The organism is Rhodococcus olei (genome assembly GCF_039540555.1).
GTDB lineage: Bacteria > Actinomycetota > Actinomycetes > Mycobacteriales > Mycobacteriaceae > Rhodococcus_G > Rhodococcus_G olei.
Map to the genome: position 1 here is coordinate 17,001 of NZ_BAABFB010000075.1, position 22,430 is coordinate 39,430.

Sequence of the window (22,430 nt, forward strand, 5' to 3'; positions counted from 1 at the left end):
CGAGCGCGCGCAGCGACGTCAGGCAGCCGTCATCCTAGCGAACGGGCCGATGGCGTCCCCGGCCCGACATCCACACGTCAGTGCCGCGCGGGGTCGTAGCGCCCCAGTCGGACGGCGCGCACGAGCCTCCGAGGCACCCGGTGCGTGACGCCGCCGATCGTCACCTCGACCAGGTCCGGAGCCTGCGCCTTCCAGTGCGCGCGGCGGCTACGGGTGTTCGACCGCGACATGCGGCGCTTCGGTACTGCCATGGTTGTCCCTCTCCTGTGGGTGGCCCGACGCGAGATCAGCGGCCGTGCGGGCGCCGCGATCCGTAGCGGCGTTCGAACTTCTCGACCCGGCCCGCGGTGTCGACGACACGCGACAACCCGGTCCAGAACGGATGTGAGTCGCTGGTGACGTCGACGACGACGAGCGGGTAGGTGCTGCCGTCCTCCCACAACGTCGTGTGTTCGCTGGTCGAGGTGGAACGGGCAGGAACCGGGTGCCGGTGCTGCGGTCCTGGAACACGACGAGGTGGTAGTCGGGATGGATCGACGGCCGTGCCGATGTCATGTGCGGTCTTCTCGGTGGGTGTCGGTGTGGAGCTCCTGCAACGCCTGCTCGCCGCAGGGGTCCTCGTGCCAGTCCGCGAAGGGGTCCGGCCAGGACGCCCAGGTGGCTTCGCGGTCGAGCTCGTCGTCGGTGACCAGGGCCCGCTGCAGTGCCCGGTCGATGTCGGCGGGGTCCGCTCCACACGCCAGCACCACCAGGGAGGTGTGCCGGTCGCCGTGGCGCTCGTCCCAGCGCAGCGCGGCCAGCGCGCGGCGCAGCGCCGACTCCTCGTCCTGTTCGGCGGGGGTCATCGCCGCGAGCCAGCGCCCGGCCTGACCCACGCGCAGGCCTCCGCCGGCCGATTCGAGCCACAGCACGTGCTCGGGCTGGGTGGCCAGCCACAGTCGACCGCGTGCGGTGACCACACCGTCGAGCAGCGTGTCGACCGCGTCGTGCAGCCGCTGCGGATGAAACGGCCGCTCGGCCGCGAACTCGACGATGGAGACGCCGCAGTCGGCGGCGAGCGGCGGCTGCCCCCGCAGCAGCGGTTCGTGCGCGTCGGCGGCGGCACCGCGGCGGGCGTCGGCAGGCAGCCGGGCCAGCAGGCCGTCGGCGTCCGGGCCGAGGCCGTCGCCGATCCAGTCGATCGGCGCGGTCGGCGCAAGCCTGGTCAGCACCGCGTGCAGCCGGGCCTGGCTCCATCCGTCGACGCCCCGCCCGCCGACCACCAGCCCGTCCGCGAACTCGACCTGACCGACCACGATCTGGGCGACCGTGCGGTCGTCGTCCGCGCCCGCCGCGAGGCCGCGGTCGCCGAGCTCGTCCACGCCGGTGGCGTCGGCGAGCCAGGTGGCGGCGTCGACACACGTGAGCACCGCTTCGACACGCACGTCACGGGACGCGGGGCCGTCGAGCTGCCCGACCACCCCGCTCACGTGCACGTCTTCGATCGCCCGGCAGACCGCCTCCGGTTCGAGCCTGCGATCCAGGTGCAGCGCTATCCGCCGCACCGACCCGCGGGTGTGCAGCCGCCGCAGCAGCGGCAGCAGGTCCTCCCGCAACGTGCAGCTCACACAGCCGTGGGCGAGCTCGAGCACGGCCGTCTCGGCGAGCCCGTCCGCGGTGGTGACGGTGCGTCGGACCACCCCTTCGCGCAGGTGGTCGAGGTCGTGGCGGACGAGGACGGTGCCCTCGGTGAGCAGGCTTGCCGCGGTGTCGGCGGTGTCGGACCAGCCCGAGACGAGGACGACCGGTGTTCGTCGGTCGGTCACGACAACACCCCTTTCGACAACGATTGTCATTAACGAGACGTCACGCTACAGTGCAATCCAGCCGTTGTCGAAAATCATTTTCAAAATAGGAGGAGCAGCATGTCGGCGCACTGCCAGGTGACCGGACGCTCGCCGAGCTTCGGCCGGACCGTGTCGCACTCACACGTCCGGACCAGCCGGCGCTGGGACCCGAACATCCAGCGCAAGACCTACTTCCTGCCGAGCGAGGGACGCCGGATCACGCTGTCCGTCTCCGCGAAGGGCATCAAGACCATCGACCGGGACGGCATCGAATCCGTCGTCGCGCGAATCCGAGCCGGCGGGGTGCGGATCTGATGGCCCGCGCGACCGAGATCCGCCCGATCGTGAAGCTGAGGTCCACCGCGGGGACCGGGTACACGTACGTGACCCGCAAGAACCGACGCAACGACCCCGACCGGATCGTCCTGCGCAAGTACGACCCCGTGGTCCGCAGGCACGTCGAGTTCCGTGAGGAGCGCTGACGTGGCGAGCAGGTCGAAGGTGGTCCGCAACGAGCAGCGCGCGGAGATCGTTGCCCGATATGCGCAGCGGCGCGCGGAACTGAAGGAGATCGTGCGGCGGCCGTCGAGCACGGCGGCCGAGAGGTCCCGGGCGCAGGCCGCGCTGCAGCGTCTGCCGCGCGACGCCAGTCCGGTACGATTGCGGAATCGTGACGCTGCGGACGGTCGTCCGCGCGGCCACCTGCGAAAGTTCGGGCTCTCCCGCGTACGCGTGCGCGAGTTGGCCCATCGCGGGGAACTGCCCGGCGTGCGCAAGTCCAGCTGGTAACACACGAGAGGGAAGCAATGGCAGTCAAGAGGGGCCCGTCCAAGAAGTCCCGCGGCGCTGAGGCCGGCCGTAAGCCCAAGAAGAACCCGCTGTTCGCGGCCAAGATCGAACACGTCGACTACAAGGACGTGAACCTGCTCCGCACGTTCATCTCCGACCGCGGCAAGATCCGCAGCCGTCGCGTCACCGGCCTGACCCCGCAGCAGCAGCGGCAGGTCGCCGTCGCGGTGAAGAACGCCCGCGAGATGGCTCTGCTGCCGTTCACCAGCCGGTAGTCACACCAGCACGGCACGGGAGGCCGCGCGATCCGACAGGGTCGCGCGGCCTTTCTCGTTTCGCCGGGCCTGCGCCCGGCCCGGACCCCCGTTCGACGTGTCCGGGGGCCGCCGCGCGCCGTCAGCTGGACACGACCCCGACCATCGCCGGCGCCATCACGTCCGCGAGCCGGTTCCACGGCACCGTGACCACGACCAGCCCGATCGCGTGCGGCCCGACCTGGTAGTCGGTGAAGTGGATCTCCATCCCGGCGGGGGTGGCGACCCAGTTGGCGAAGTTCTGCCGGGTCGGTTCGATGCCGCTGCGCTCGAACTCCGGGCCCGCCGCGGTCGCGGGCAGCAGCCGCGCGGACTCCTCCGACAGCCGGTCCAGGCCCGCCTGCAGGTTCGGGAACAGGGTGTTCAACGTGATCGGCTGCGCGCTGTCCGCGTCGATCACCACGGTCGCGACCAGCGGCGTCGGGTGCGCGCCCGGCGGGTCGGCGTTCCACGACGTCACCAGCAGTCCGCTCAGCACCCGGGATCCGATGTGCGCGACCGTCGACTCGTTGCCGGACTGCAGCGTGAACCGCTCCCCCGCCGACCCGTCGATCTGGTCCTGGAGCGCGGCCCGGATCGACTCGTTGAACTCGGCGGCGACCGCGGGGTCACCCCCCTCGACCTGCGGCACGGTGACGTCGTACCGGACGCGCCCGTTGTCACCGGTGACCTGGGCGGTCGTGGCGGTGTACCCGGAGTCGGATTCCGGGATCGCGGTCGGCGCGACGCTGGACTGCACGCCCGCCGCGGCCGTCGTCGAGCTCGGCGCCGGAGCCGACGCGGTGCCGGAACCGTCGGCGCACGCGGTCGCCGCGAGCATCATCGCGGCCGCGAGGATCGGGACCGCCGCCGTGTACGCCGGCCGCAGCTCGGTCAGGGCATGAAGGACCCGGGATATCGCCATCCGCCCATCCTGTCGACGACCGGAGCCCGGTACAAGACGACGCGCGGCGATCGTTAGGGGCGCTTCCGACTAGACTCGTCCGGGTTTGTCGCGCGAGGAGGTCGGTGTGTCCGGAGTGTTCGCGGGCTTCACCGTCATCTTCGTCGTCATCGCGATCGGCTACGCACTCGGTCGTTCGCGGGTCCTCGGCGAGCACGGGGAGTTCGTGCTGAGCCGGCTGGTGTTCTTCGTCGCGACACCGGCACTGCTGTTCGACTCGCTCGCCAAGGCCGACCTGTCGGTGATCTTCTCCCCGACCCTCGCGGTCGCCGCGGCCACCGCATTCGCGCTCGGGATCGTCTATTTCACGATCGCCCGCACCGGGATGCGGCGACCGGTACCCGAGTCGACGATCGGCGCGCTGGCCGCGTCGTACGTGAACTCCGCGAATCTCGGCATCCCGATCGCGGTGTTCGTCCTCGGCGACGCGTCGTTCGTCGCGCCGCTGCTGCTGTTCCAGATCGTCGTCTACTCCCCGATCGCCCTGACGATGCTCGACCTGACGACCGGCCGTCAGGGCGCGTCCTGGGTCGACACCGTGACCACACCGCTGAAGAACCCGATCGTCCTCGCCGGCGTCGCCGGGCTCGCGGTGTCGGCGTCCGGGTGGGCACCACCGTCCGCGCTCACCGAACCGTTCCGCATCGTCGGCGGCGCGTCGGTTCCGGGCGCCCTGCTCGCGTTCGGCATCTCGCTGTACGGGGTGCGGGTCCTGCAGCCCGGCGTCGCGCCGCGCCGCGAGATCGCACTCGCCTCCGTACTGAAGATCGTCGCCCAACCCGTGCTGGCGTACCTGATGGGCCGCTTCGCCCTCGGCCTGGACGGTCACGAGCTGTTCGCGGTCGTGGTCGTCGCGGCCCTGCCGACCGCGCAGAACGTCTTCGTCTACGCCAGCCGCTACCAGCGCGGGATGATCCTCGCCCGGGACACCGCCCTGGTGACGACCCTGGCGTCCATCCCGTCGATCGGGCTCGTGGCCGCCCTGCTGGCGTAGCCCGGCTTGCCCGTCGCGGTCACCGCCGCCGGCGCAGCCGCATGAAGTCGCTGACCACCGCGGCACCGAGACCGTCCACGTCCGGGGCGACGACCCGACCCCCGACGCGCTGCGCCATCCGGTCGACCACCCGCGCCAGCCCGGGGTCGTCGCCGAGGCGGAAGATCGTCACCTGGGCCCCGAGCTTGGCGAGGTTGTCGAGCTCACGAACGGTCAGTCCGAGGGTCTTCGGGTGCGGCGGGTAGTCGAAGAACGCCCGGCCGTCCGGTTCCAGGTGTGCGGTCGGTTCGCCGTCGGTGACGATCAGCACCACCGGCTGCGCATTCGGGTTGCGGCGCAGGTGCCGACCGGCCAGGAGCAGCGCGTGGTGCAGGTTCGTGCCCTGGTCCCAGGCCCCGTCGAGGCCCGCCAGTTCCTCGGGGGTGACGGTGCGGGCCTGCCGTCCGAACGCGATCAGCTGGAGGTCGTCGCCGCGGAACCTGGTGCGCACCAGATGATTCAGGGCCAGCGCGGTCCGTTTCATCGGCACCCAGCGCCCGTCCATCACCATCGAGAACGAGGTGTCCACCAGCAACGCGACCGCGGCCTGGGTGCGCTGCTCGGTCTCGGTGATCTCGACATCGGAGACCTCCAGCCGCACCGGCACCCGCGCGCGGCCCGAACCCGCCTCGCGCAGAACGGCGTTCGTCACCGTGCGGGTGACGTCCCACGGTTCGGTGTCCCCGAACTGCCACGGCCGGCTGGCTCCGGTCGGCTCGCCCATCACCCCGGCGAGCCGGGTGTCGCGGGCCCCGCTGCGCCCGGAAAGCCGCCCAGCCACGTCCCGCAGCGCCGACTGGCCGAGCTTGCGCATCGCCTTCGGCGACAGTCGCCACTGGCCGTCGGCTCCGCGGTCGAGGAAGCCCTGCTGCTGCAGTGCCCGTTCGAGGTCGGCCAGGGTGCGGGCGTCCGCGGCCGCCTCCGGACCGAGCTGCCGCAGCAGCGCCTCCGGGTCGATGTCGTCGAGCTGCGCGCCCGCGTACTCCTGCGACAGCTGCTCGGCGAGCTGTTCGAGCTCGGCGACGTCCGCGAGCGCGGACGTCCCGTCCCCGAGCCCCATGCCGTCGTCGCCGCGGAACCGACGACTGCCGTCCCAGTCCTCGCCGGGCCGCGCGGCCCGCAGGTTCGCATCCAGCCGGTCCAGCTGCTGCATCAGACCGGGGCTGCCGAACGCCTGCTGCGCCAACGCGTCCAGTTCGGCGCGCTGCTCCGGTGTCAGCGAGTTCCGCAGCCGCTGTGCCGCCGCCGCGCGCCGGGCCAGGGCGTCGAGGAGTTCCTCGACGTCGCGGGGGTTCTCGGGGAAGAAGTCGCCGTGCTCGGCCATGAACTGCGCGAAGTCCTCCGGGGTGTCCTCACCCCGCGCATGCTTGTCCAGCAGGTCGTTCAGGTCGGTCAGCATCTCGTCGACGCGCCGCCGGTCCTCGTCGGTCGCACTCTCTAGCGCGTGCTTCATCCCGGCGAACCGCTGGTCGAGCAGTTCGCGGCCGAGCAGGTCGCGGATCTCCTCGTAGTCGGCGCGGGCCTGCTGGTCACGCCAGTCGTAGTCGGACAGCTCGCGCACCGCCTGCGCGGTCGACGGCGGCAACTCGTCGAGCTGCATCTCGGCGAACCGGGCATCGTCGTCGAGCGACCGCGCGAGCTCCTTGCGTTCGGCGAGGACCGCACGGTCGAGCAGGCGGCGCACCTCGTCGAGGGTGCCGCTCAGGTTGTGCCGGTCCAGCAGCTCCCGGCGGCGCCGATGCGCCTGCGCGGCGAGCTGGTCCAGGCCCCGCGCGGTGGAGGTGCCCCGGCGCAGGAGCTCCCGCAGCGCGCGCCGCGGCGACGACCCCGCGAGCACGTCCTCGCCGATCGCGTCGAGCGCCTCGCGCAGGTCCACCGGGGGTGCCAGCGGATCGGGTCCCCCGTGGTAGCGGCCGTAACGCTGGAACATCAGCTGTACACCACCTGCCCGTCGTCGTCGGGGTCCTTGGCGATCCGGCGTGCCAGGTAGAGGCCCTCGAGCGCCAGTTCCACCGCCGACGCCCGCTGCCCGACCGTCTGCGCGCCGAGCCGACCGGCGATCTCGTCGAGGACGTCGAGCTCGGGCAGCTCCCCGATCAGGTCCTTCGCGGTGATCCGGTCACCGGTGACGACCTGGCAACCGGCCTCCACGACCGAGACGAGCGGGGCCAGGTCGACGCCGCCGAGCAGCTGCCGAACGGTGTCGGCGGTGGCCCGCCGCAGCAGGTGTTCGAGAATCTCCGACTCGCGGCCCTCCTCCCCCGACTCGAACTCGATCTTGCCGCGCAGCACGTCGATCACCGTGCCCAGATCCACCGGGCGCGCGGTCGGGTCGGATTCGCCGAGGATCGCCCCGCGGTGCACCGCGGCCGCACCGACGGTCTCGGCCGCCGCGACCGCGAATCGCGCCGAGACACCGGACCGTTGATCCACCGACGGCGACTCCCGCAGCAGCCGGGTGAACCGGGCGAGGATCTCCAGCAGGTGGGCGGGCACGTCCGCCCGCAACCGCGCCTCCTGTTCGACGACCGCGATCTCGTCCTCCACCTCCAGCGGGTAGTGGGTCCGGATCTCGGCACCGAACCGGTCCTTGAGCGGGGTGATGATCCGGCCGCGGTTCGTGTAGTCCTCCGGGTTCGCGCTGGCCACCAGCAGCACGTCGAGCGGCAGACGCAGCGTGTACCCGCGGACCTGGATGTCGCGCTCCTCCATCACGTTCAGCAACGACACCTGGATGCGCTCCGCCAGGTCGGGCAGCTCGTTGACCGCGACGATCCCGCGATGCGCGCGGGGCACCAGGCCGAAGTGGATGGTTTCCGGGTCGCCGAGGCTGCGACCCTCGGCGACCTTGACCGGGTCGACGTCGCCGACGAGGTCGGCCACCGACGTGTCCGGGGTCGCGAGCTTCTCCGAGTACCGCTCGTCGCGGTGGCGCCACGTGATCGGCAGGCCGTCGCCGAGTTCGGCGGCCCGGCGGATCGACGCGGGGGTGATCGGCTCGTACGGGTGCTCGCCGAGCTCGGAGCCGTCGATCACCGGCGTCCACTCGTCGAGCAGCAGCGGCAGGGTGCGCAGCAGCCGGGTCTTGCCCTGACCGCGCTCACCGAGCAGCACGACGTCGTGGCCGGCGATCAGTGCCCGCTCGAGCTGCGGCAGCACGGTGTCCTCGAAGCCGACGATCCCCGGCCACGGGTCGCGGCCGTCGCGCAGCGCGGCGAGGAGATTGTCGCGCATCTCGTCCTTGACCGGACGCTGGACGTGGCCGGAGGCCCGCAGTTCGCCCACCGTGCGGGCGGTGGGGCGCGGCGAGCGGGTGTCGGGGCTGGGCGCAGTCACCTCTCCACGCTACGAGGCTTCCGCGGATTCGGCACCCGTGTCGTCGAACCGAAATCCGATCGACCGACACCGCACCCGGGTTCGGAGTAGTTTTCGCACGGTGCGGGCGCACCGGCGCGCGCCGGCACCGACCCGGACCCGCCCAGAAACGGAGACCGCCGTGACCGAGCAGGACGACACCACCGCACCGCCTGCGAACCGGGGTCTGCTGGCCCTGGCGGGTGTGCTGCTGCTGATCCCCGTCGTCGCGATCCTGTGGGTGCCGCTGTACGCCCGGACCGGGCCGGAGCTCGGCGGCTTCCCGTTCTTCTACTGGTACCAGTTCGCGTGGGTCTTCCTGTGTGCCGCGGCCACGTTCGGCGCCTACAAGATCGTGCTCAAGGCCCGTCCGCACCGGCCGATGCGCGGCGCCGCCACCGACGGCGAGGACGCCCGATGAGCGACGAGGTGCTCGCGGCAGGCGGCACCGACGGCGTCGACGGTGTCGCGCTGGCGATCCTGATCGCGCTGTTCGCCCTCGTCACGGTGCTCGGGTTCATGGCGTCCCGCTGGCGCAGGGCGTCGAGCCTGGCCAGCCTCGACGAGTGGGGTCTGGGCGGCCGCAGCTTCGGCACCTGGGTGACGTGGTTCCTGATCGGCGGCGACATCTACACCGCCTACACGTTCATCGCGGTCCCGGCCGCGATGTTCGCGCTCGGCGCCGTCAGCGGCTTCTTCGCGGTCCCGTACACGATCATCCTGTACCCGATCATCTTCGTGTTCATGTCCCGGTTGTGGTCGGTCAGCCACCGCCACGGCTACGTCACGACCGCGGACTTCGTCGGCGGCCGGTACGGATCCCGGTGGCTGTCGCTGGCGATGGCGGTCACCGGCATCCTCGCCACGATGCCGTACATCGCGCTGCAGCTGGTCGGCATCCAGGCGGTGCTCGAGGTGATCGGTGTCGGTGGCTCGGAGAACGTGATCGCGAAGGACATGCCGCTGCTGATCGCGTTCGCGGTGCTGGCCGCCTACACCTACTCGTCCGGCCTGCGGGCACCCGCGATCATCGCGTTCGTCAAGGACACCCTGATCTACCTGGTGATCATCGTCGCGATCGTCTACCTGCCGTCGAAGTTCGGCGGCTGGACCCACATCTTCGACGCCGCCCAGACCAAGATGGAGACCCCGAACCCGGCCACCGGCAAGCCGACCGGCTCGTTCATCCCCAACAGCCAGCAGTACTGGGCGTACGCGACCCTGGCGCTCGGATCCGCGCTGGCCCTGTTCATGTACCCGCACTCGGTGACGGCGACGCTGTCGTCGAAGTCCCGCAACACCATCCGGCGCAACGCGGCGATCCTGCCCGCGTACAGCTTCCTGCTCGGCATGCTCGCCCTGCTCGGCTGGGTGGCGATCGCCGCCGGCACGAAGCCGATCGGACTGGACGGGAAACCCAACGCACAGCTGGTGATCCCGCAGCTGTTCGAGGACGCGTTCCCGTCCTGGTTCGCGGGGATCGCGTTCTCCGCGATCGCCATCGGCGCTCTGGTGCCCGCCGCGATCATGTCGATCGCCGCGGCAAACCTGTTCACCCGCAACGTGTACCGCGAATGGTTCCGCCCCGCCGCGACCCCCGAACAGGAGGCCAAGGTCAGCAAGCTGGCGTCACTGTTCGTGAAGTTCGTCGCCCTGATCTTCGTCCTCACCCTCGACAAGCAGAACGCCATCAACTTCCAGCTGCTCGGCGGCATCTGGATCCTGCAGACCTTCCCCGCCATCGTGTTCGGCCTCTACACCCGCTGGTTCCACCGGTGGGCGCTGCTGGCCGGCTGGGCCGTCGGCATGGTGTACGGCACGGTCGTCGCCTACAACGTCTCGTCGCCGACCGCCGACCACTTCGCGGGGTCCCTCGCCTCCATCCCCGGCATCGCGCAGATGGGCTACATCGCACTGACCGCGTTCGTGATCAACATCGTGATCGCGGCCGCCGCAACCCTCGCCCTACGGGCGCTCGGGGCGCCCGAGGGCACCGACGCGACGATCAAGGGCGACTACTTCGCCGACGCCGGCGACCCCCGTGTCGCTCCGCTGCCCACCACCCCGACCGAGGCCACTCCGAGTCCTTGACGGGTCCGGTCGGGTGTCCCCTCCCGATCAGTGCCCGAAGACGCTCTCGTCCCCGGGTTCGGTTTCGAGCACCTCGCGGTGGAATCCCCACAGCCACAGGAAGTACAGTCCGCACGCGGCGACGACGCCGGGGACGCGCGCGTCCGCGGGCCGGTCGTGGCGACCTCCTCCACACCGGGCGCACCCGGGTGATCGCGACACCCCGCCGAGAGTCGAGGCGGACGGTCCGCTCTGATCGCCCCCTCGACGGATGAGGACGTCAGCATTGGTTCGTCCGCCTGATCACCCGGTTCGCCGTGCCGACGCGATCGCGGACTCGGTCACCCCGGATCCCTCTGGTAGACAGTGGGCCATGGCCGACACCGAGATCACGTTCACCAGCGGCGACGTCACCGTCCACGGCAGCCTGCGCATCCCGGACGGCGTCGACGGCCCGGTTCCGGCCGCGTTGCTGCTCGCCGGCAGCGGCCCCACCGACCGCAACGGCGACAGCGCGGTGATGCCCGGACCGATCGGCACCCTGCGCTTCCTCGCCGACCTGCTCGCCGACGCCGGTGTCGCGAGCCTGCGCTACGACAAGCTCGGCAGCGGCAAGACCGGGCTCGGCCCCTACGACGTCGACGACGTCGCCGGGCTCGGCTTCTCGGTCTTCGTCGACGCCGCCGCGGACGCGCTGAGAAACCTTGCCGCGCAACCGGACATCGACGAGAACCGGCTGATGGTGATCGGGCACAGCGAGGGCGCGCTCGTCGCGATGACCCTCGCGGTCCGTGAGGGCTCGCCGCGCCTCGTCGGACTCGGCCTGCTCGAACCGCTCGCCGTCCGGCTGCTCGACCTGCTGACCCGGCAGATCACCGGCCAGGTGGACGCCGCGGTCGCGGCCGGTCAGCTGCCCCTCGAACTGGCGGACGAACTACGCACGGGCCTGACCGGCGCGGTCGAGTCGCTCCGCACCGACGGCACCGTCGCGGACGACCTGCCCGAGCCGTTGCGGCTCGCGGGCCTGGTGTCGGTCAATGCGAAGGCCCTCGCCGAGGAGGACGCCCTCGACCCGCGCGCCCTGGCGGCCGAGCTGCCGGCCGGCCTGCCCGTGCTGACGAGCTGTTCGATCCGCGACATCCAGGTGGACTGCGGCGACGTCGACGCGCTCGACGCCGCCCTCGCCGCCGCGACCGTCACACCGGTGCGGATGACGACCGCGAACCACGTGCTCAAGGAGATCGGCGAGCGGCCCTCCACCGGCGCCGACTACATCGAGGACCTGCCCTTCTCGACGGAGTTCCGGACCGGATTCGTGAACTGGCTGGCCACTCTCCCCCGGTGACCGCCGAGTGTGCATCTGCCGTCGGCCGCACCCGGCGTTTGCGACGGCTGGTGCACACTCGTGGGGCTGTGGACGACGGCGCACGTTGTCCACAGCCCGTGTCGCGGCACTGTCGGGGTGAGTGACGCGTCCGGCACCGTCGAGGCATGGGGGATTTCCGACACCCGTTCCTCGGCAGCGTCGCCGTCGAGGCCGGACTGCTGACCGATCGCCAACTCCGTCTCGACTTCACGCGGTTGCACCGTGATGTCTTCATCGCCAAGGGAGTCGGACTCGATGCCCGGACCCGCGCCAACGCCGCCGGTCTCTGGGCGGGTGAGGACGGCATCCTCGCCGGGTTCTCGGCGGCTGCCGTCCACGGAACGCGGTGGATCGACCCGGGTGCGCGCGCCGAACTGTTCCGGACCGGAAGCCGACGCGGGACGCGCGGCGTCGTCGTCCACGGCGATTCACTCGAACCCGACGAGATCTGCATCGCCGGCGAGTGGCTCGCGTCGACCCCGGCACGCACCGGCTACGACCTCGGCCGCAGGCTTCCGTTCGTCCGCGCCGTCGAGACCCTGGACGCACTGTGCAACGCCACCGGCATCTCTCCCGGGCACATCGTTCGCGTCGCCGAGAAGCACCGCGGTACAAGAGGAATCGTTCAGCTCCGGCAGGTTCTCGACCAGGTCGACGGCGGTGCCGAGTCGCCGCCCGAAACTCGAACCCGGCTTACGCTCGTCGACAGCGGACTGCCGCGGCCCCGCACCCAGGTGAAGATCCGCGACGAGCACGGCGTCGTTGTCGCCCGGTGCGACATGGGGTGGCGGCGATGGAAGGTCGTCGTCGAGTACGACGGCGACGACCACTGGACGCAGGAGTCGAGGCGCACCCGCGACATCGAGCGGTACGAGCTGCTGACAGGGCTCGGGTGGCGAGTGGTCCGCGTCAACTCCGAGCAGCTGCGCCTGCGCCCGCACACCATTCCGATGCGCGCCCGCAGGCAGCTCCGTGAGGCCGGCGCACCCCTGTGACCTCGGCGAGTGTGCACTTGCTGTCGTGTGCACTCGACGTTCGCACCGGCAGGTGCACACTCGCCGGCGACACGCCGCCGACGATATCGGGATGCGCACGACCCCGTCGATGCTGTAGCGTCCTCGGCTAACCACTCGCAGGCGAACAGAAAGGAACCCGGCCATGTCGACGTTTATGCACGTATCGGCAGCAGACGTGGCCATGTGGCGTTCCTGCATTTTCGCCAACCGTGTACGCCGAGAACCATCCTGACGACAGGAAAGATCGAGTTCTCGGCACCCAGGGCACATCGCCCGGGTGCCTTTTCTTTTGCCGAACCGAACCCTTTTCCGAACCGTCGTCCCGACGAAACCTTCCGAACACACAGCGCCGAGAGACTGACGGCGCACCACCGAGCTAAGGAGCTCCGACCATGAAACTCCGCTTCAACCAGCTGTCCCAGACCCGGCCGCTCGCGGATCTGCCCGCGGACCTGACCGGGCACGCCGTCACGCTGGACCTGTCCCACACCGACGCCACCCAGCGCGCCGCGGCCACCGACCTGGCGCGGGAACTGCTCGACCGCGGCGCCGCCCGCATCGTCATCTCCGGTAACGCGGCCTGAACGCACGAGAGGTGCACACCCGGCGGGGTGCACACCTCTCGTGCGTGATGTCCGGTGTCAGTGCGCGAAGTGCCGCGACCCGGTCAGGTACATCGTGATCCCGGCCTCACGCGCGGCCTCGATCACCTCGTTGTCGCGGACCGAACCACCCGGCTGCACGACCGCCTTCACGCCCGCGTTCGCGAGCACCTGCAGGCCGTCCGGGAACGGGAAGAAGGCATCGGAGGCGGCAACGGATCCGGCCACCCGGTCGCCGCCGCGGTTCACCGCGAGGTGCGCGGAGTCGACCCGGTTCACCTGGCCCATGCCGACACCGATCGAGGCGCCGTCTGACGCCAGCAGGATCGCGTTGGACTTCACCGAGCGGCAGGCCCGCCACGCGAATTCGAGGTCCTTCAGGGTCTTCTCGTCGGCCGGCTCGCCGACCGCGAGGGTCCACTTCGCCGGACTGTCCCCCTCGGCGTCGAGGACGTCGCGTTCCTGCAGCAGCGCGCCGCCGGAGATCGGGCGCAGCTCGATGCCCGACTCGGTCGGCGCGACCGCCTCGAGCACCCGAACGTTCTTCTTGCGGGCCAGCACCTCGACGGCGCCAGGCGCGTACGACGGGGCGATGACGACCTCGGTGAAGATCTCCGCGACCTGTTCGGCCATCTCGACGGTGATCTCCCGGTTCGCGGCGATCACACCCCCGAAGGCGCTGACCGGGTCGCAGGCGTGCGCCTTGCGGTGCGCCTCGGCGATGTCCGCGCCGACCGCGATGCCACACGGGTTGGCGTGCTTGATGATCGCGACCGCGGGCTCGGCGAAGTCGTGCGCGGCGCGCCACGCGGCGTCACCGTCGGTGTAGTTGTTGAACGACATCTCCTTGCCGTGCAACTGCTTCGCCTGCGCGAGGCCGGCAGGCGCGGCCGGGTTCACGTACAGCGCGGCGGCCTGGTGCGGGTTCTCGCCGTACCGCAGCACCGCGGTGCGGTCCCAGCTGGCGCCGGTCCACTCCGGGAACTGCGAGTCGGACTCGACGAGGGTCGAGGTCATCCACGACGCCACCGCGACGTCGTAGGCGGCGGTGTGCTGGAACGCCTGCGCGGCCAGCGCGGTGCGCTCGGCGAGGGTGAACCCGCCGGCCGCGACCGCGGCGACCACGTCACCGTACTTGGCGGGGTCGACGACCACCGCGACCGACGGGTGGTTCTTCGCGGCGGCGCGCACCATCGACGGCCCGCCGATGTCGATCTGCTCGACGCACTCGTCGGGGGTGGCACCCGACGCGACGGTCTGCGTGAACGGGTACAGGTTGACGACGACCAGCTGGAACGCCTCGATGCCGAGGTCCTCGAGCTGGGCGAGGTGGTCGGGCTTGCGGGTGTCGGCGAGGATTCCGGCGTGCACCCGCGGGTGCAGCGTCTTCACGCGACCCTCGAGGCACTCGGGGAATCCGGTCAGCGACTCGACCGGGGTGACGGGGATGCCTGCCTCGGCGATCTTCGCGGCGGTCGATCCGGTGGAGACCAGTTCGACGCCTGCCTCGTGCAGACCGGTGGCCAGCTCCACCAGGCCGGTCTTGTCGTACACGCTCACCAGTGCGCGGCGCAGTGCCTTGCGTTCGGTCACTTCGGGATCACGGCCTTTCGTCCATCGGAAACAACTCCTCGCGTCGCGACCGCGGCGAGAACCTCCACCAGCAGTCGCCGTTCCACGGTCTTGATGCGCTCGTGCAGCGTCGCCTCGTCGTCGTCGTCGAGGACGACCACCGGCTCCTGGGCCAGCACCGGCCCGGTGTCTACACCCGAATCCACCAGGTGCACAGTCGATCCCGTCACCTTGACGCCATAAGCGAGGGCGTCGGGGACGGCGTGTGCGCCCGGGAACGACGGCAGCAGCGCGGGGTGGGTGTTGATGATCCGGCCCGCGAAGCGCTCCATGAACGCCGGGCCCAGGATCTTCATGAACCCGGCAGACACGATCAGGTCCGGGGTGTGCGCGGTGACGGCCTCGGTCAGCGCGCGATCCCACGCGGACCGATCCGGGTGGTCACCCAGCGCGACCGTGAACGCGGGGATGCCCGCGGCCTCGGCATGCTTGGCGGCGGCACACTCGCGGTCCACGCCGACCGCGACGACCCGCGCCGGATAGTCGTCGACGGCGGCCGCGATCAACGACTGCAGCAGGCTCCCGGTACCGGAAGCGAGTACCACGACCCGGATCGGGGTGCCGGTGTCGTCGGGCCGGAAGACATGCGGGGCAGTCAGCGCTCTACTCCTCGGAGACTCGGCCGGACCAGACCCGACCGAAGGGTAAGACTAGTCGCTGCTGGTCGGGGTCCCGTCGGGCAGGTCCGCCTCCGGGACATGATCGGGGTCCGGCGCCGTCTCCGCGGGGGTCTCCTCGTCCACGACCTCGGCGTCGACGACCGATTCCGGTTCGATGTCGGCGACCGGCGGGGCGGTCGTCTCGTCGTCGACCAGCTCCGCGTCCAGGACCGCGGTCCGCGGGCGCGCGGTCTCGGGTTCCGGGGGGCCGGGTTCGGGGTCCGGACCGGCCGCGTCCGGTTCGGGGGGCGGCGCGGCGGCACGGTCGGCCCCGGGCAGGGCCAGCGTCGCCGCACCGGCGGCGTCCGCGCGGGGCCGGGTCGGCGCCTGCTCGGGCCGTGGTTCCGGCTCCGGGTGCGACCGCCACCGGACCAGCGCGGCCGACACCGAACCGCACACCGCCAGCCATCCCAGGGTCGCGGCGGCGAAGGTCGCCACGGTGACCCCGGCCGACCCGAACGTCCCGAGCGCACCCCCGGACACGAAACCGAGCAGCGCGAACACCGCAGCGACCGCGACCGCGCCGACCAGCGCGGTCTCGACGGCCCGCAACGGCGACGCCGCCTGGCGTGCGCAGTCACGGCCGAACATCACACCGATCGCGGCCGGGATCACCAACCCCACCAGCCAGCCGTCGCCGCCGGCCTGCTCCGGCAACGCCCCGAGCACGGGCAGCGCCGGAACCGGCCCACCGACCACGTCGAGCAATCCGACCGAAGCGGTACCGACATGGGTCGTCGACCCGACCAGCACCGCGGTCGCGCCGACCACGACGTTCGGCAGGTACAGGATCGACAGCACCGTCAGCCCCAGGCCGCCCATCGCGCCCCGGCCGGCCTCCACCAGCGTCCCGACGGTCGACCAGGACGCGAGCAACGACACGACGGTGATCGCCGCACCGGTGGCCAGCAGCGCCATCGCCGCCCGCATCGCCGGACGGGCGGCGGCCAGCACCCAGTCGGGCACACCGAGGTAGGTCACCGTGGGCCGCCACAACCGCAGTCCCACACCGATCCCGGCTCCGACCAGGTGGACGGCGATCACCCAGGCGAACGCCACCAGTGGATTCGGCGGCGACAGCGCGATGACCGACGAGGCGTCCGCGGCGACCGCCAGCGCGATGGCCGTGACGACCACCGGTCCGGCGACCGCCGCACCGATCACCCACCAGCACTCGTGCCGCGGCGTGGACGCATGGACGACGCGGGAGCAACCGCGTGCCACGGCCGCGATCAGCACCAACGTCGGCAACAGCGGCAGCACCCCGAGGGTCGCCCCGCCGATCGTCAACGGCACCTGGTGGACGGCGAGCCAGCAGGCCGCGATCGCGCCGCTCGTCCCGGTCAGATCGCTGTTCGCGCCGACCAGCGTGACGAGCACGCACGTCGCGATCACCATCACCGTCAGGAGCGCGGGTCGCAGCGCGACGGTCAGCAGGGCGCGCACCTGCTCCGGGGTCGGGCTCGGCCGGGACCCGGGTCCGCCACGACGGGCGGCGGACCCGCCGGCGCGGCGTCGGGGGTCGGGCCGTCCGGCGCCACGGCTGAGCACGGAATTCATCTCGACGATCGCGTCAGTCGTCGGCGCGGCCGTGGTTGTCGACGTCGAACGCCTGGGTCGGTGCCACCGGAGACACACCCGGCTCCGTGGGCGGGGTCGGGGCGGACGGTTGAGCGGGCGGCTGCGCCTGCTGCGGCTGGGTGGTCGGCTGCGGCTGGGGGTACTGCGGCGGCGGTGCGTAGGGGTTCGGCGGCCCGTACGGATTCGGGGCCTGGCCGTAGCCGGGCTGCGCCGGCTGACCGTAACCGGCGGGGTATCCCGGGGCCGGTGCGGGCGCCGGGGTCGGGGCCTGGCCGTATCCCGCCGCCGGGTAGGCCGGCGGGCCGTAGCCGGGCGCGCCGTACGGCTGCGGCCCGTACCCGGCCGGTCGCGGCGCCGGAACCCGCACGACACCGAGCGAGAACAGCAGGACCGTGATCGCAATCGCGGCCTGAACGAACCCGAGGACCAGCGTGAGGATGCCGCCCCACGCGAGGCTGACCCCTTCGGACAGGGTGAACAGGAAGAACAGGGCGACGAGGAAACCGGTCAGGGAGGTCACTGCCGCGGTCGCCTGGTGCGCCTGACCCGGAAGCAGCGACAGGCCCGCCAACAGGCCACCGACCAGCAGCAACGCCAGCGCGATCACCGGGTAGCCACCCTCGAACGAGCTCTGGGACAGCGCCTCGTCGCTGAACGTGGTGACCTTCGCGAACGGCGCGAAGCCGAGCAGGAAGTTCAGCACACCGAGGGCGAGCACCGGGATGCAGAGCAGGTGCGGCAGCGACTTTCCGGCCAGGCCGGGCGCCGCGGGGACCGGCGGAACCGGGGGCACGCCCGGTCCCGGGACGCCCGACGGGCCGGAGGGGCCGGCAGCGGGGCCCGCCGACGGATAGCCGGGTCCGGTGGGCGGATAGGTCATCGTCGGCTCCTCGGGGTCGGGCACCGGAGTCGGTGCTGCACGCAACGCTAGCGCACCCGGCCGTGGTGAGCGTGGGGCGCACGCTACGCGTGGGACACCTGCGGGCGAACTCCCCGGGAAACGCCGACGGGCACCTGCAGATGCAGGTGCCCGTCGGAGTCGACCGTGGTGTCAGGCCCCCACGGACAGGCTCTCGAGGATCTCGCGCGCGAGGGCGGCGGTCTCGGACGGCGTCTTGCCGACCTTCACGCCGGCCGCCTCGAGGGCGTCCTTCTTCGCCTGCGCGGTGCCCGAGGAGCCGGAGACGATGGCGCCGGCGTGGCCCATGGTCTTGCCCTCCGGGGCGGTGAAGCCCGCGACGTAGCCGACGACCGGCTTGGTGACGTTGGCCTTGATGTAGTCGGCCGCACGCTCCTCGGCGTCGCCGCCGATCTCGCCGATCATGACGATGACCTTGGTCTCCGGGTCCTTCTCGAACGCCTCGATGGCGTCGATGTGGGTGGTGCCGATGACCGGGTCGCCGCCGATGCCGATGGCGGTGGAGAAGCCGTACTCACGCAGCTCGTACATCATCTGGTAGGTCAGCGTGCCGGACTTCGAGACCAGGCCGACCGGGCCCTTGCCGGTGATGTTGGCCGGGGTGATGCCGACCAGCGCCTCGCCGGGGGTGATGATGCCGGGGCAGTTCGGGCCGATGATCCGGGTCTTGTTGCCCTTGTCGACGTTGTAGGCCCACGCGTAGGCGGAGTCCTGGACCGGGATGCCCTCGGTGATGACCACGAGCAGCGGGATCTCCGCGTCGATGGCCTCGACGATGGCGTCCTTCGAGAACGCCGGCGGGACGAACGCGATGGAGACGTCGGCGCCGGTCTTCTCCATGGCCTCGGCGACGGTGCCGAAGACGGGGAGCTCGATCGCGTTGCCGTCCTTGTCGGTGTGCGACACGGTGGTGCCGGCCTTGCGGGCGTTGACGCCGCCGACGACCTGGGTGCCCGCCTTGAGCATCAGGGCGGTGTGCTTGGTGCCCTCGCCGCCGGTGATGCCCTGGACGATGACCTTGGAGTCCTTGGTGAGGAAGATTGCCATTGTTCTTGTCCCTTTACTTCGCGGCGAACGCGAGTTCGGCGGCCTTGTCGGCGGCCTCGTCCATGGTGGCGACAACCGTGACCAGCGGGTGGTTGGCCTCGGCGAGGATGCGGCGGCCCTCTTCGACGTTGTTGCCGTCGAGACGGACGACCAGCGGCTTGTTGGCCTCGTCGCCCAGGGTCTGCAGGGCGCCGACGATGCCGTTGGCGACCGCGTCACAGGCGGTGATACCACCGAAGACGTTGACGAAGACGCTCTTGACCTGGGCGTCGTTCAGGATGACGTCGAGACCGGCGGCCATGACCGCGGCGGAGGCGCCACCACCGATGTCGAGGAAGTTGGCGGGCTTGACGCCGCCGTGCTTCTCGCCGGCGTAGGCGACGACGTCCAGGGTCGACATGACCAGACCGGCGCCGTTGCCGATGATGCCGACCTCGCCGTCGAGCTTGACGTAGTTGAGGTCGTTCTCCTTGGCCTTGAGCTCGAGCGGGTCGGTGGCGTCCCGGTCCTCGAACTCGGCGTGGCCGGCCTGACGGAAGTCAGCGTTGGCGTCCAGGGTGACCTTGCCGTCGAGGGCGAGGATCTGGTCGTCGGGGGTACGCACGAGCGGGTTGACCTCGACCAGGAGGGCGTCCTCCTTGATGAAGACCTCCCACAGCTTCTGGATGGTCACGGCCGCGGCGTCGAGCACCTCGGCGGGCAGGTGGCCCTTCTCGGCGATCTCACGGGCGAACGCGAGATCGACACCCTTGACGGCGTCGACGGAGATCTTGGCGAGACGCTCCGGCTTGGTGGCGGCGACCTCTTCGATCTCCATGCCACCCTCCACCGAGCACATGGCCAGGTAGGTGCGGTTGGTGCGGTCGAGCAGGAAGGAGATGTAGTACTCCTCCGCGATCTCGCTCGCCTCGGCGACGAGGAGCTTCTTGACGACGTGACCCTTGATGTCGAGGCCGAGGATGTTCTCGGCGTGGGTCTGCGCATCGTCGGGGGTGGCCGCGTACTTGACGCCGCCGGCCTTACCGCGGCCGCCGACCTTGACCTGCGCCTTGACCATCACGGGCTTGCCGATTTCCTCGGCGATCTCGCGGGCACCGGCGACAGTGTCGGTAACACGGCCGGCCGACGTCGGCACGTCGTGCTTGGCGAAGAGTTCCTTCGCCTGGTATTCGAAGAGATCCATCTGCTCACCGTCTCGTCTGCGTTGACGCCCGCTCGAGGGGTAGGAGCGGGTCCGTTCGGACTGTATCTAGTTGACTCAATGACCCAGCTGTCGCGTTGGTTCGTTGTGGCATATCTCACGGGCCACGACCGGCGCGCCGCAGGTCACCGCCGTTTCGGGCGAACCGCCACGACAGCGGCAACCGCGAACAACAGCACCGCAAGGATCGCACCCACCGCCCCGGGGCCGATCACCGGCTCCTCGATGCGCCCGCTGGTCAAGGGCCACCCGATCAGGTATACGCCCATCGAGATCGCGGCGCCCACCGCCCCCGCCGCGGCGCGGGCCGGCCGTGCCCGGGCCGCCACGGCGGCGACCGCCCACAGCGCCACGGCGAGCACTCCCCTGCCCCACAGGTCCCATCCCCACGGCCACGTGGCGACGGACCCGGGCGAATATCCCGCACCGCTGTACAGCGGTAACGCCAGTGCGATCGTCGAGACGAGGGCCGCGGCCCCGCCGGCCACCAGCACCGGGACCCGGGCCGCGCCGCCCTCGGAGGTGTCCAGAGCCTCCCGCTCCACGGATCCGGCGCACCACGTCAGCAGTCCGGTCGCGACGGCCGCGAGGACCGACGCGCCGAGCACGAACGCGCCCGGCGCCGCCGCGACACCCGGCAGGTCGGATGCGACAACGACGGCCTGCAGGACCGCGGCCACCGCGGCCACCTGTGCGACCCACAGCACCCCGACCGCGGGCCGGACGGCGGGCGCGAACTCCGACAGCACAAGACCGACGCAGGCGATCAGCAGAACCAGGCCGGCGACCAGCGCGACGCGGGTCGCGAGGATCTGCGGCTGCGGCACCCCGGCGGGCACGGCGAGCACCGGAAGCAGGGAGCCGGCGGCGGCGAGCACGCCGGCGACCATCCCGGTGACTCCGGCGGCCGCGTGCCAGCGGGCGCGTCGGGTGCGGGCCCGGGCGGCCGCGGCGGCGACCCCGGCGCGCGTGGTGGCGCGGGACGCGGGCGGGGCCGCGCGACGCGGCTCCTGATCCCGGGGCCGGGCGGCCGCACGCGGCATCAGCGCGCCGACCACGATCAGGAGGACGGCCCCGACCGCCGCGACGAGCGACCCGGCCGCGACCGACACCCGGTCGCCGGCCGCGACACCGGCGGCGACGCGGGTGCCGAACACCGACAGCGCGGCCAGGCCCGCGCCGACCGTCGCGTGGCCGGCGACCTCGACGGACGTCGCGGACAGTGCCGTCGCGACGACGACGCACATCGCGACCGCGATCACCGCGCCACCGACGGCGGTCGGCGCCGGTGAACCGAGGAGCGGGTGCACGACGAGGACGGGGTCGGCGCTCGACCAGGGCGCCGCGAAGGATCCGGCGAGGGCCAGGCCGGCGGCGGCGACCGCGAGAGCCGCGGACGGACCGATCCGGCGACCGACCGGGAGGCCCTCCTGCCGGGGATCCTCGGCCTGTCCGTAGCCGTCCTCCCGCGACGCCCGCGCGATGGCGACGAGACCGGCCACGCCCGCGGCGACCGCGGCCACGTGGCCGGCCAGGACCGCGTACGCGCCGGCGCCGGCCTCCAGATGCGCCGCGGTCAGCGGCCGGAACAGCTCGAGCCGGTTCGCGTCGATCGTGTCGGTCCACAGCGCGACGTCGAGGACGGCCGCCCCGAGCGCGATCGCGCCGGCACCGGCGAGCACCGCCCCGGCGGCGGCGTATCGGCGGCGCGACAGCGCGACCAGTGCGAGGGCGGGTGCGGCGACGGCGCACCCGGTCGCGACGGCGGCGGCAGCGACCACGGCCGGACCGGCGCCGGGGCGTGCGACGCCGAGGACGGGACCGAACGCTCCGGCCAGCGCGCCGATCAGTCCGATCAGGACTGCGGCGACAGCGGGTCGGGCGGGCGCCGGGTCGGCCGTCCCGGCGGGCGCGGCGCGGTCGGCATGCGGGTGGGTGGGCACGGTGCCGACGCTAGCGAGCGCGGGGCCCCATCGGGTGGCGCACGTCGTCCGTATTCCCACGAAAGGCCGTGATCAGTTTGTGATGCATCTCACAATGGCGAGGTCAGCCGCTTGCCACGGTTGCGGCCCGCGCGA

Annotated in this window: 23 protein-coding genes and 1 pseudogene; 10 read left to right on the plus strand and 14 right to left on the minus strand. The window is 71.6% G+C overall.

What is annotated here, in order from left to right; all coding sequences use genetic code 11:
- Window positions 1–77 precede the first annotated feature (77 nt).
- The 3 genes and pseudogenes from rpmF to mrf all read right to left on the minus strand — a co-directional run bounded on the left by rpmF (window position 78) and on the right by mrf (window position 1,805).
- Complete coding sequence (gene rpmF / locus ABD951_RS24740; protein ID WP_345351810.1) at window positions 78–251, minus strand: 50S ribosomal protein L32; 174 nt, start codon at window positions 249–251, stop codon at window positions 78–80.
- Window positions 252–286: 35 nt separating this feature from the next.
- Window positions 287–555, minus strand: a pseudogene (locus ABD951_RS24745) (type B 50S ribosomal protein L31).
- Window positions 552–1,805, minus strand: coding sequence for a ribosome hibernation factor-recruiting GTPase MRF (gene mrf / locus ABD951_RS24750; RefSeq protein WP_425569953.1), 1,254 nt, complete (start codon window positions 1,803–1,805; stop codon window positions 552–554). Before mrf ends, ABD951_RS24745 begins: the two are co-directional and overlap by 4 nt.
- 99 nt (window positions 1,806–1,904) lie before the next feature.
- Between mrf and rpmB the strand changes: the two genes are divergently transcribed.
- The 4 genes from rpmB to rpsR are packed head-to-tail and all read left to right on the plus strand — an operon-like array spanning window position 1,905 to window position 2,890.
- On the plus strand, window positions 1,905–2,141 hold the full coding sequence (gene rpmB / locus ABD951_RS24755; RefSeq protein WP_345351816.1) for a 50S ribosomal protein L28: 237 nt from the start codon (window positions 1,905–1,907) through the stop codon (window positions 2,139–2,141).
- Window positions 2,141–2,308: a 50S ribosomal protein L33 gene (gene rpmG, locus ABD951_RS24760; RefSeq protein WP_345351819.1), complete on the plus strand. Its 168-nt coding sequence runs from the start codon at window positions 2,141–2,143 to the stop codon at window positions 2,306–2,308. The genes rpmB and rpmG overlap by 1 nt, the downstream gene beginning before the upstream one ends.
- A gap of 1 nt (window position 2,309) precedes the next feature.
- Window positions 2,310–2,615, plus strand: coding sequence for a 30S ribosomal protein S14 (gene rpsN, locus ABD951_RS24765; protein WP_345351822.1), 306 nt, complete (start codon window positions 2,310–2,312; stop codon window positions 2,613–2,615).
- A gap of 17 nt (window positions 2,616–2,632) precedes the next feature.
- Window positions 2,633–2,890, plus strand: a complete 258-nt coding sequence (rpsR, locus tag ABD951_RS24770) for a 30S ribosomal protein S18 (RefSeq protein ID WP_345351825.1) — start codon at window positions 2,633–2,635, stop codon at window positions 2,888–2,890.
- 121 nt (window positions 2,891–3,011) lie between these two features.
- Here the strand turns inward: rpsR and ABD951_RS24775 are convergent, their stop codons facing one another.
- Window positions 3,012–3,752, minus strand: coding sequence for an RsiV family protein (locus ABD951_RS24775; RefSeq protein ID WP_345353217.1), 741 nt, complete (start codon window positions 3,750–3,752; stop codon window positions 3,012–3,014).
- A 187-nt stretch (window positions 3,753–3,939) separates the two neighbouring features.
- Between ABD951_RS24775 and ABD951_RS24780 the strand changes: the two genes are divergently transcribed.
- Complete coding sequence (locus ABD951_RS24780; protein WP_345351828.1) at window positions 3,940–4,866, plus strand: AEC family transporter; 927 nt, start codon at window positions 3,940–3,942, stop codon at window positions 4,864–4,866.
- 19 nt (window positions 4,867–4,885) lie between these two features.
- Here the strand turns inward: ABD951_RS24780 and ABD951_RS24785 are convergent, their stop codons facing one another.
- Window positions 4,886–6,835 (minus strand): VWA domain-containing protein, encoded by a 1,950-nt coding sequence (locus ABD951_RS24785; protein WP_345351831.1) that lies wholly within the window; start codon window positions 6,833–6,835, stop codon window positions 4,886–4,888.
- Window positions 6,835–8,241: an ATP-binding protein gene (locus ABD951_RS24790; RefSeq protein WP_345351834.1), complete on the minus strand. Its 1,407-nt coding sequence runs from the start codon at window positions 8,239–8,241 to the stop codon at window positions 6,835–6,837. Before ABD951_RS24790 ends, ABD951_RS24785 begins: the two co-directional genes overlap by 1 nt.
- Window positions 8,242–8,401: 160 nt before the next feature.
- On the opposite strand from ABD951_RS24790, the gene ABD951_RS24795 reads away from it, so the two are divergent.
- Together ABD951_RS24795 and mctP are read left to right on the plus strand one after the other, a co-directional pair.
- Entirely contained in the window at window positions 8,402–8,680 is a 279-nt protein-coding gene (locus ABD951_RS24795) for a DUF3311 domain-containing protein (protein WP_345351837.1), read from the plus strand.
- On the plus strand, window positions 8,677–10,350 hold the full coding sequence (gene mctP / locus ABD951_RS24800) for a monocarboxylate uptake permease MctP (protein ID WP_345351840.1): 1,674 nt from the start codon (window positions 8,677–8,679) through the stop codon (window positions 10,348–10,350). Before ABD951_RS24795 ends, mctP begins: the two co-directional genes overlap by 4 nt.
- A 27-nt stretch (window positions 10,351–10,377) precedes the next feature.
- On the opposite strand, the gene ABD951_RS24805 is transcribed toward mctP, so the two are convergent.
- Entirely contained in the window at window positions 10,378–10,551 is a 174-nt protein-coding gene (locus tag ABD951_RS24805; RefSeq protein ID WP_345351843.1) for a hypothetical protein, read from the minus strand.
- Window positions 10,552–10,702: 151 nt separating this feature from the next.
- Between ABD951_RS24805 and ABD951_RS24810 the strand changes: the two genes are divergently transcribed.
- The 3 genes from ABD951_RS24810 (at window position 10,703) to ABD951_RS24820 (ending at window position 13,295) form a co-directional block, all read left to right on the plus strand.
- A complete protein-coding gene (locus ABD951_RS24810; RefSeq protein ID WP_345351846.1) occupies window positions 10,703–11,674 on the plus strand; it encodes an alpha/beta hydrolase family protein in 972 nt (323 codons plus the stop codon).
- A 146-nt stretch (window positions 11,675–11,820) separates the two neighbouring features.
- Window positions 11,821–12,690, plus strand: coding sequence for an endonuclease domain-containing protein (locus tag ABD951_RS24815; protein WP_345351849.1), 870 nt, complete (start codon window positions 11,821–11,823; stop codon window positions 12,688–12,690).
- Window positions 12,691–13,103: 413 nt separating this feature from the next.
- Window positions 13,104–13,295: a hypothetical protein gene (locus ABD951_RS24820; RefSeq protein WP_345351852.1), complete on the plus strand. Its 192-nt coding sequence runs from the start codon at window positions 13,104–13,106 to the stop codon at window positions 13,293–13,295.
- Between the two features lie 57 nt (window positions 13,296–13,352).
- Here ABD951_RS24820 and purH read toward each other — a convergent pair whose 3' ends face one another.
- From purH to ABD951_RS24855, 7 genes are all read right to left on the minus strand, one after another.
- A complete protein-coding gene (gene purH, locus ABD951_RS24825) occupies window positions 13,353–14,906 on the minus strand; it encodes a bifunctional phosphoribosylaminoimidazolecarboxamide formyltransferase/IMP cyclohydrolase (protein WP_345351855.1) in 1,554 nt (517 codons plus the stop codon).
- On the minus strand, window positions 14,903–15,499 hold the full coding sequence (gene purN, locus ABD951_RS24830) for a phosphoribosylglycinamide formyltransferase (protein ID WP_345353219.1): 597 nt from the start codon (window positions 15,497–15,499) through the stop codon (window positions 14,903–14,905). Before purN ends, purH begins: the two co-directional genes overlap by 4 nt.
- 96 nt (window positions 15,500–15,595) lie before the next feature.
- The gene (locus ABD951_RS24835) at window positions 15,596–17,164 is read right to left on the minus strand and encodes a cell division protein PerM (RefSeq protein WP_345351858.1); all 1,569 of its coding nucleotides are present in this window, start codon (window positions 17,162–17,164) and stop codon (window positions 15,596–15,598) included.
- A 13-nt stretch (window positions 17,165–17,177) separates the two neighbouring features.
- Window positions 17,178–18,065 carry a DUF5336 domain-containing protein gene (locus ABD951_RS24840; protein WP_345351861.1) on the minus strand — a complete coding sequence of 296 codons (888 nt, stop codon included), beginning with the start codon at window positions 18,063–18,065 and terminating at the stop codon, window positions 17,178–17,180.
- A 171-nt stretch (window positions 18,066–18,236) separates the two neighbouring features.
- Window positions 18,237–19,151: a succinate--CoA ligase subunit alpha gene (sucD, locus tag ABD951_RS24845; protein WP_345351864.1), complete on the minus strand. Its 915-nt coding sequence runs from the start codon at window positions 19,149–19,151 to the stop codon at window positions 18,237–18,239.
- A gap of 13 nt (window positions 19,152–19,164) precedes the next feature.
- Window positions 19,165–20,334, minus strand: a complete 1,170-nt coding sequence (gene sucC / locus ABD951_RS24850) for an ADP-forming succinate--CoA ligase subunit beta (protein ID WP_345351867.1) — start codon at window positions 20,332–20,334, stop codon at window positions 19,165–19,167.
- A gap of 143 nt (window positions 20,335–20,477) precedes the next feature.
- Window positions 20,478–22,295: a hypothetical protein gene (locus ABD951_RS24855; RefSeq protein ID WP_345351870.1), complete on the minus strand. Its 1,818-nt coding sequence runs from the start codon at window positions 22,293–22,295 to the stop codon at window positions 20,478–20,480.
- Between the last annotated feature and the right edge of the window lie 135 nt (window positions 22,296–22,430).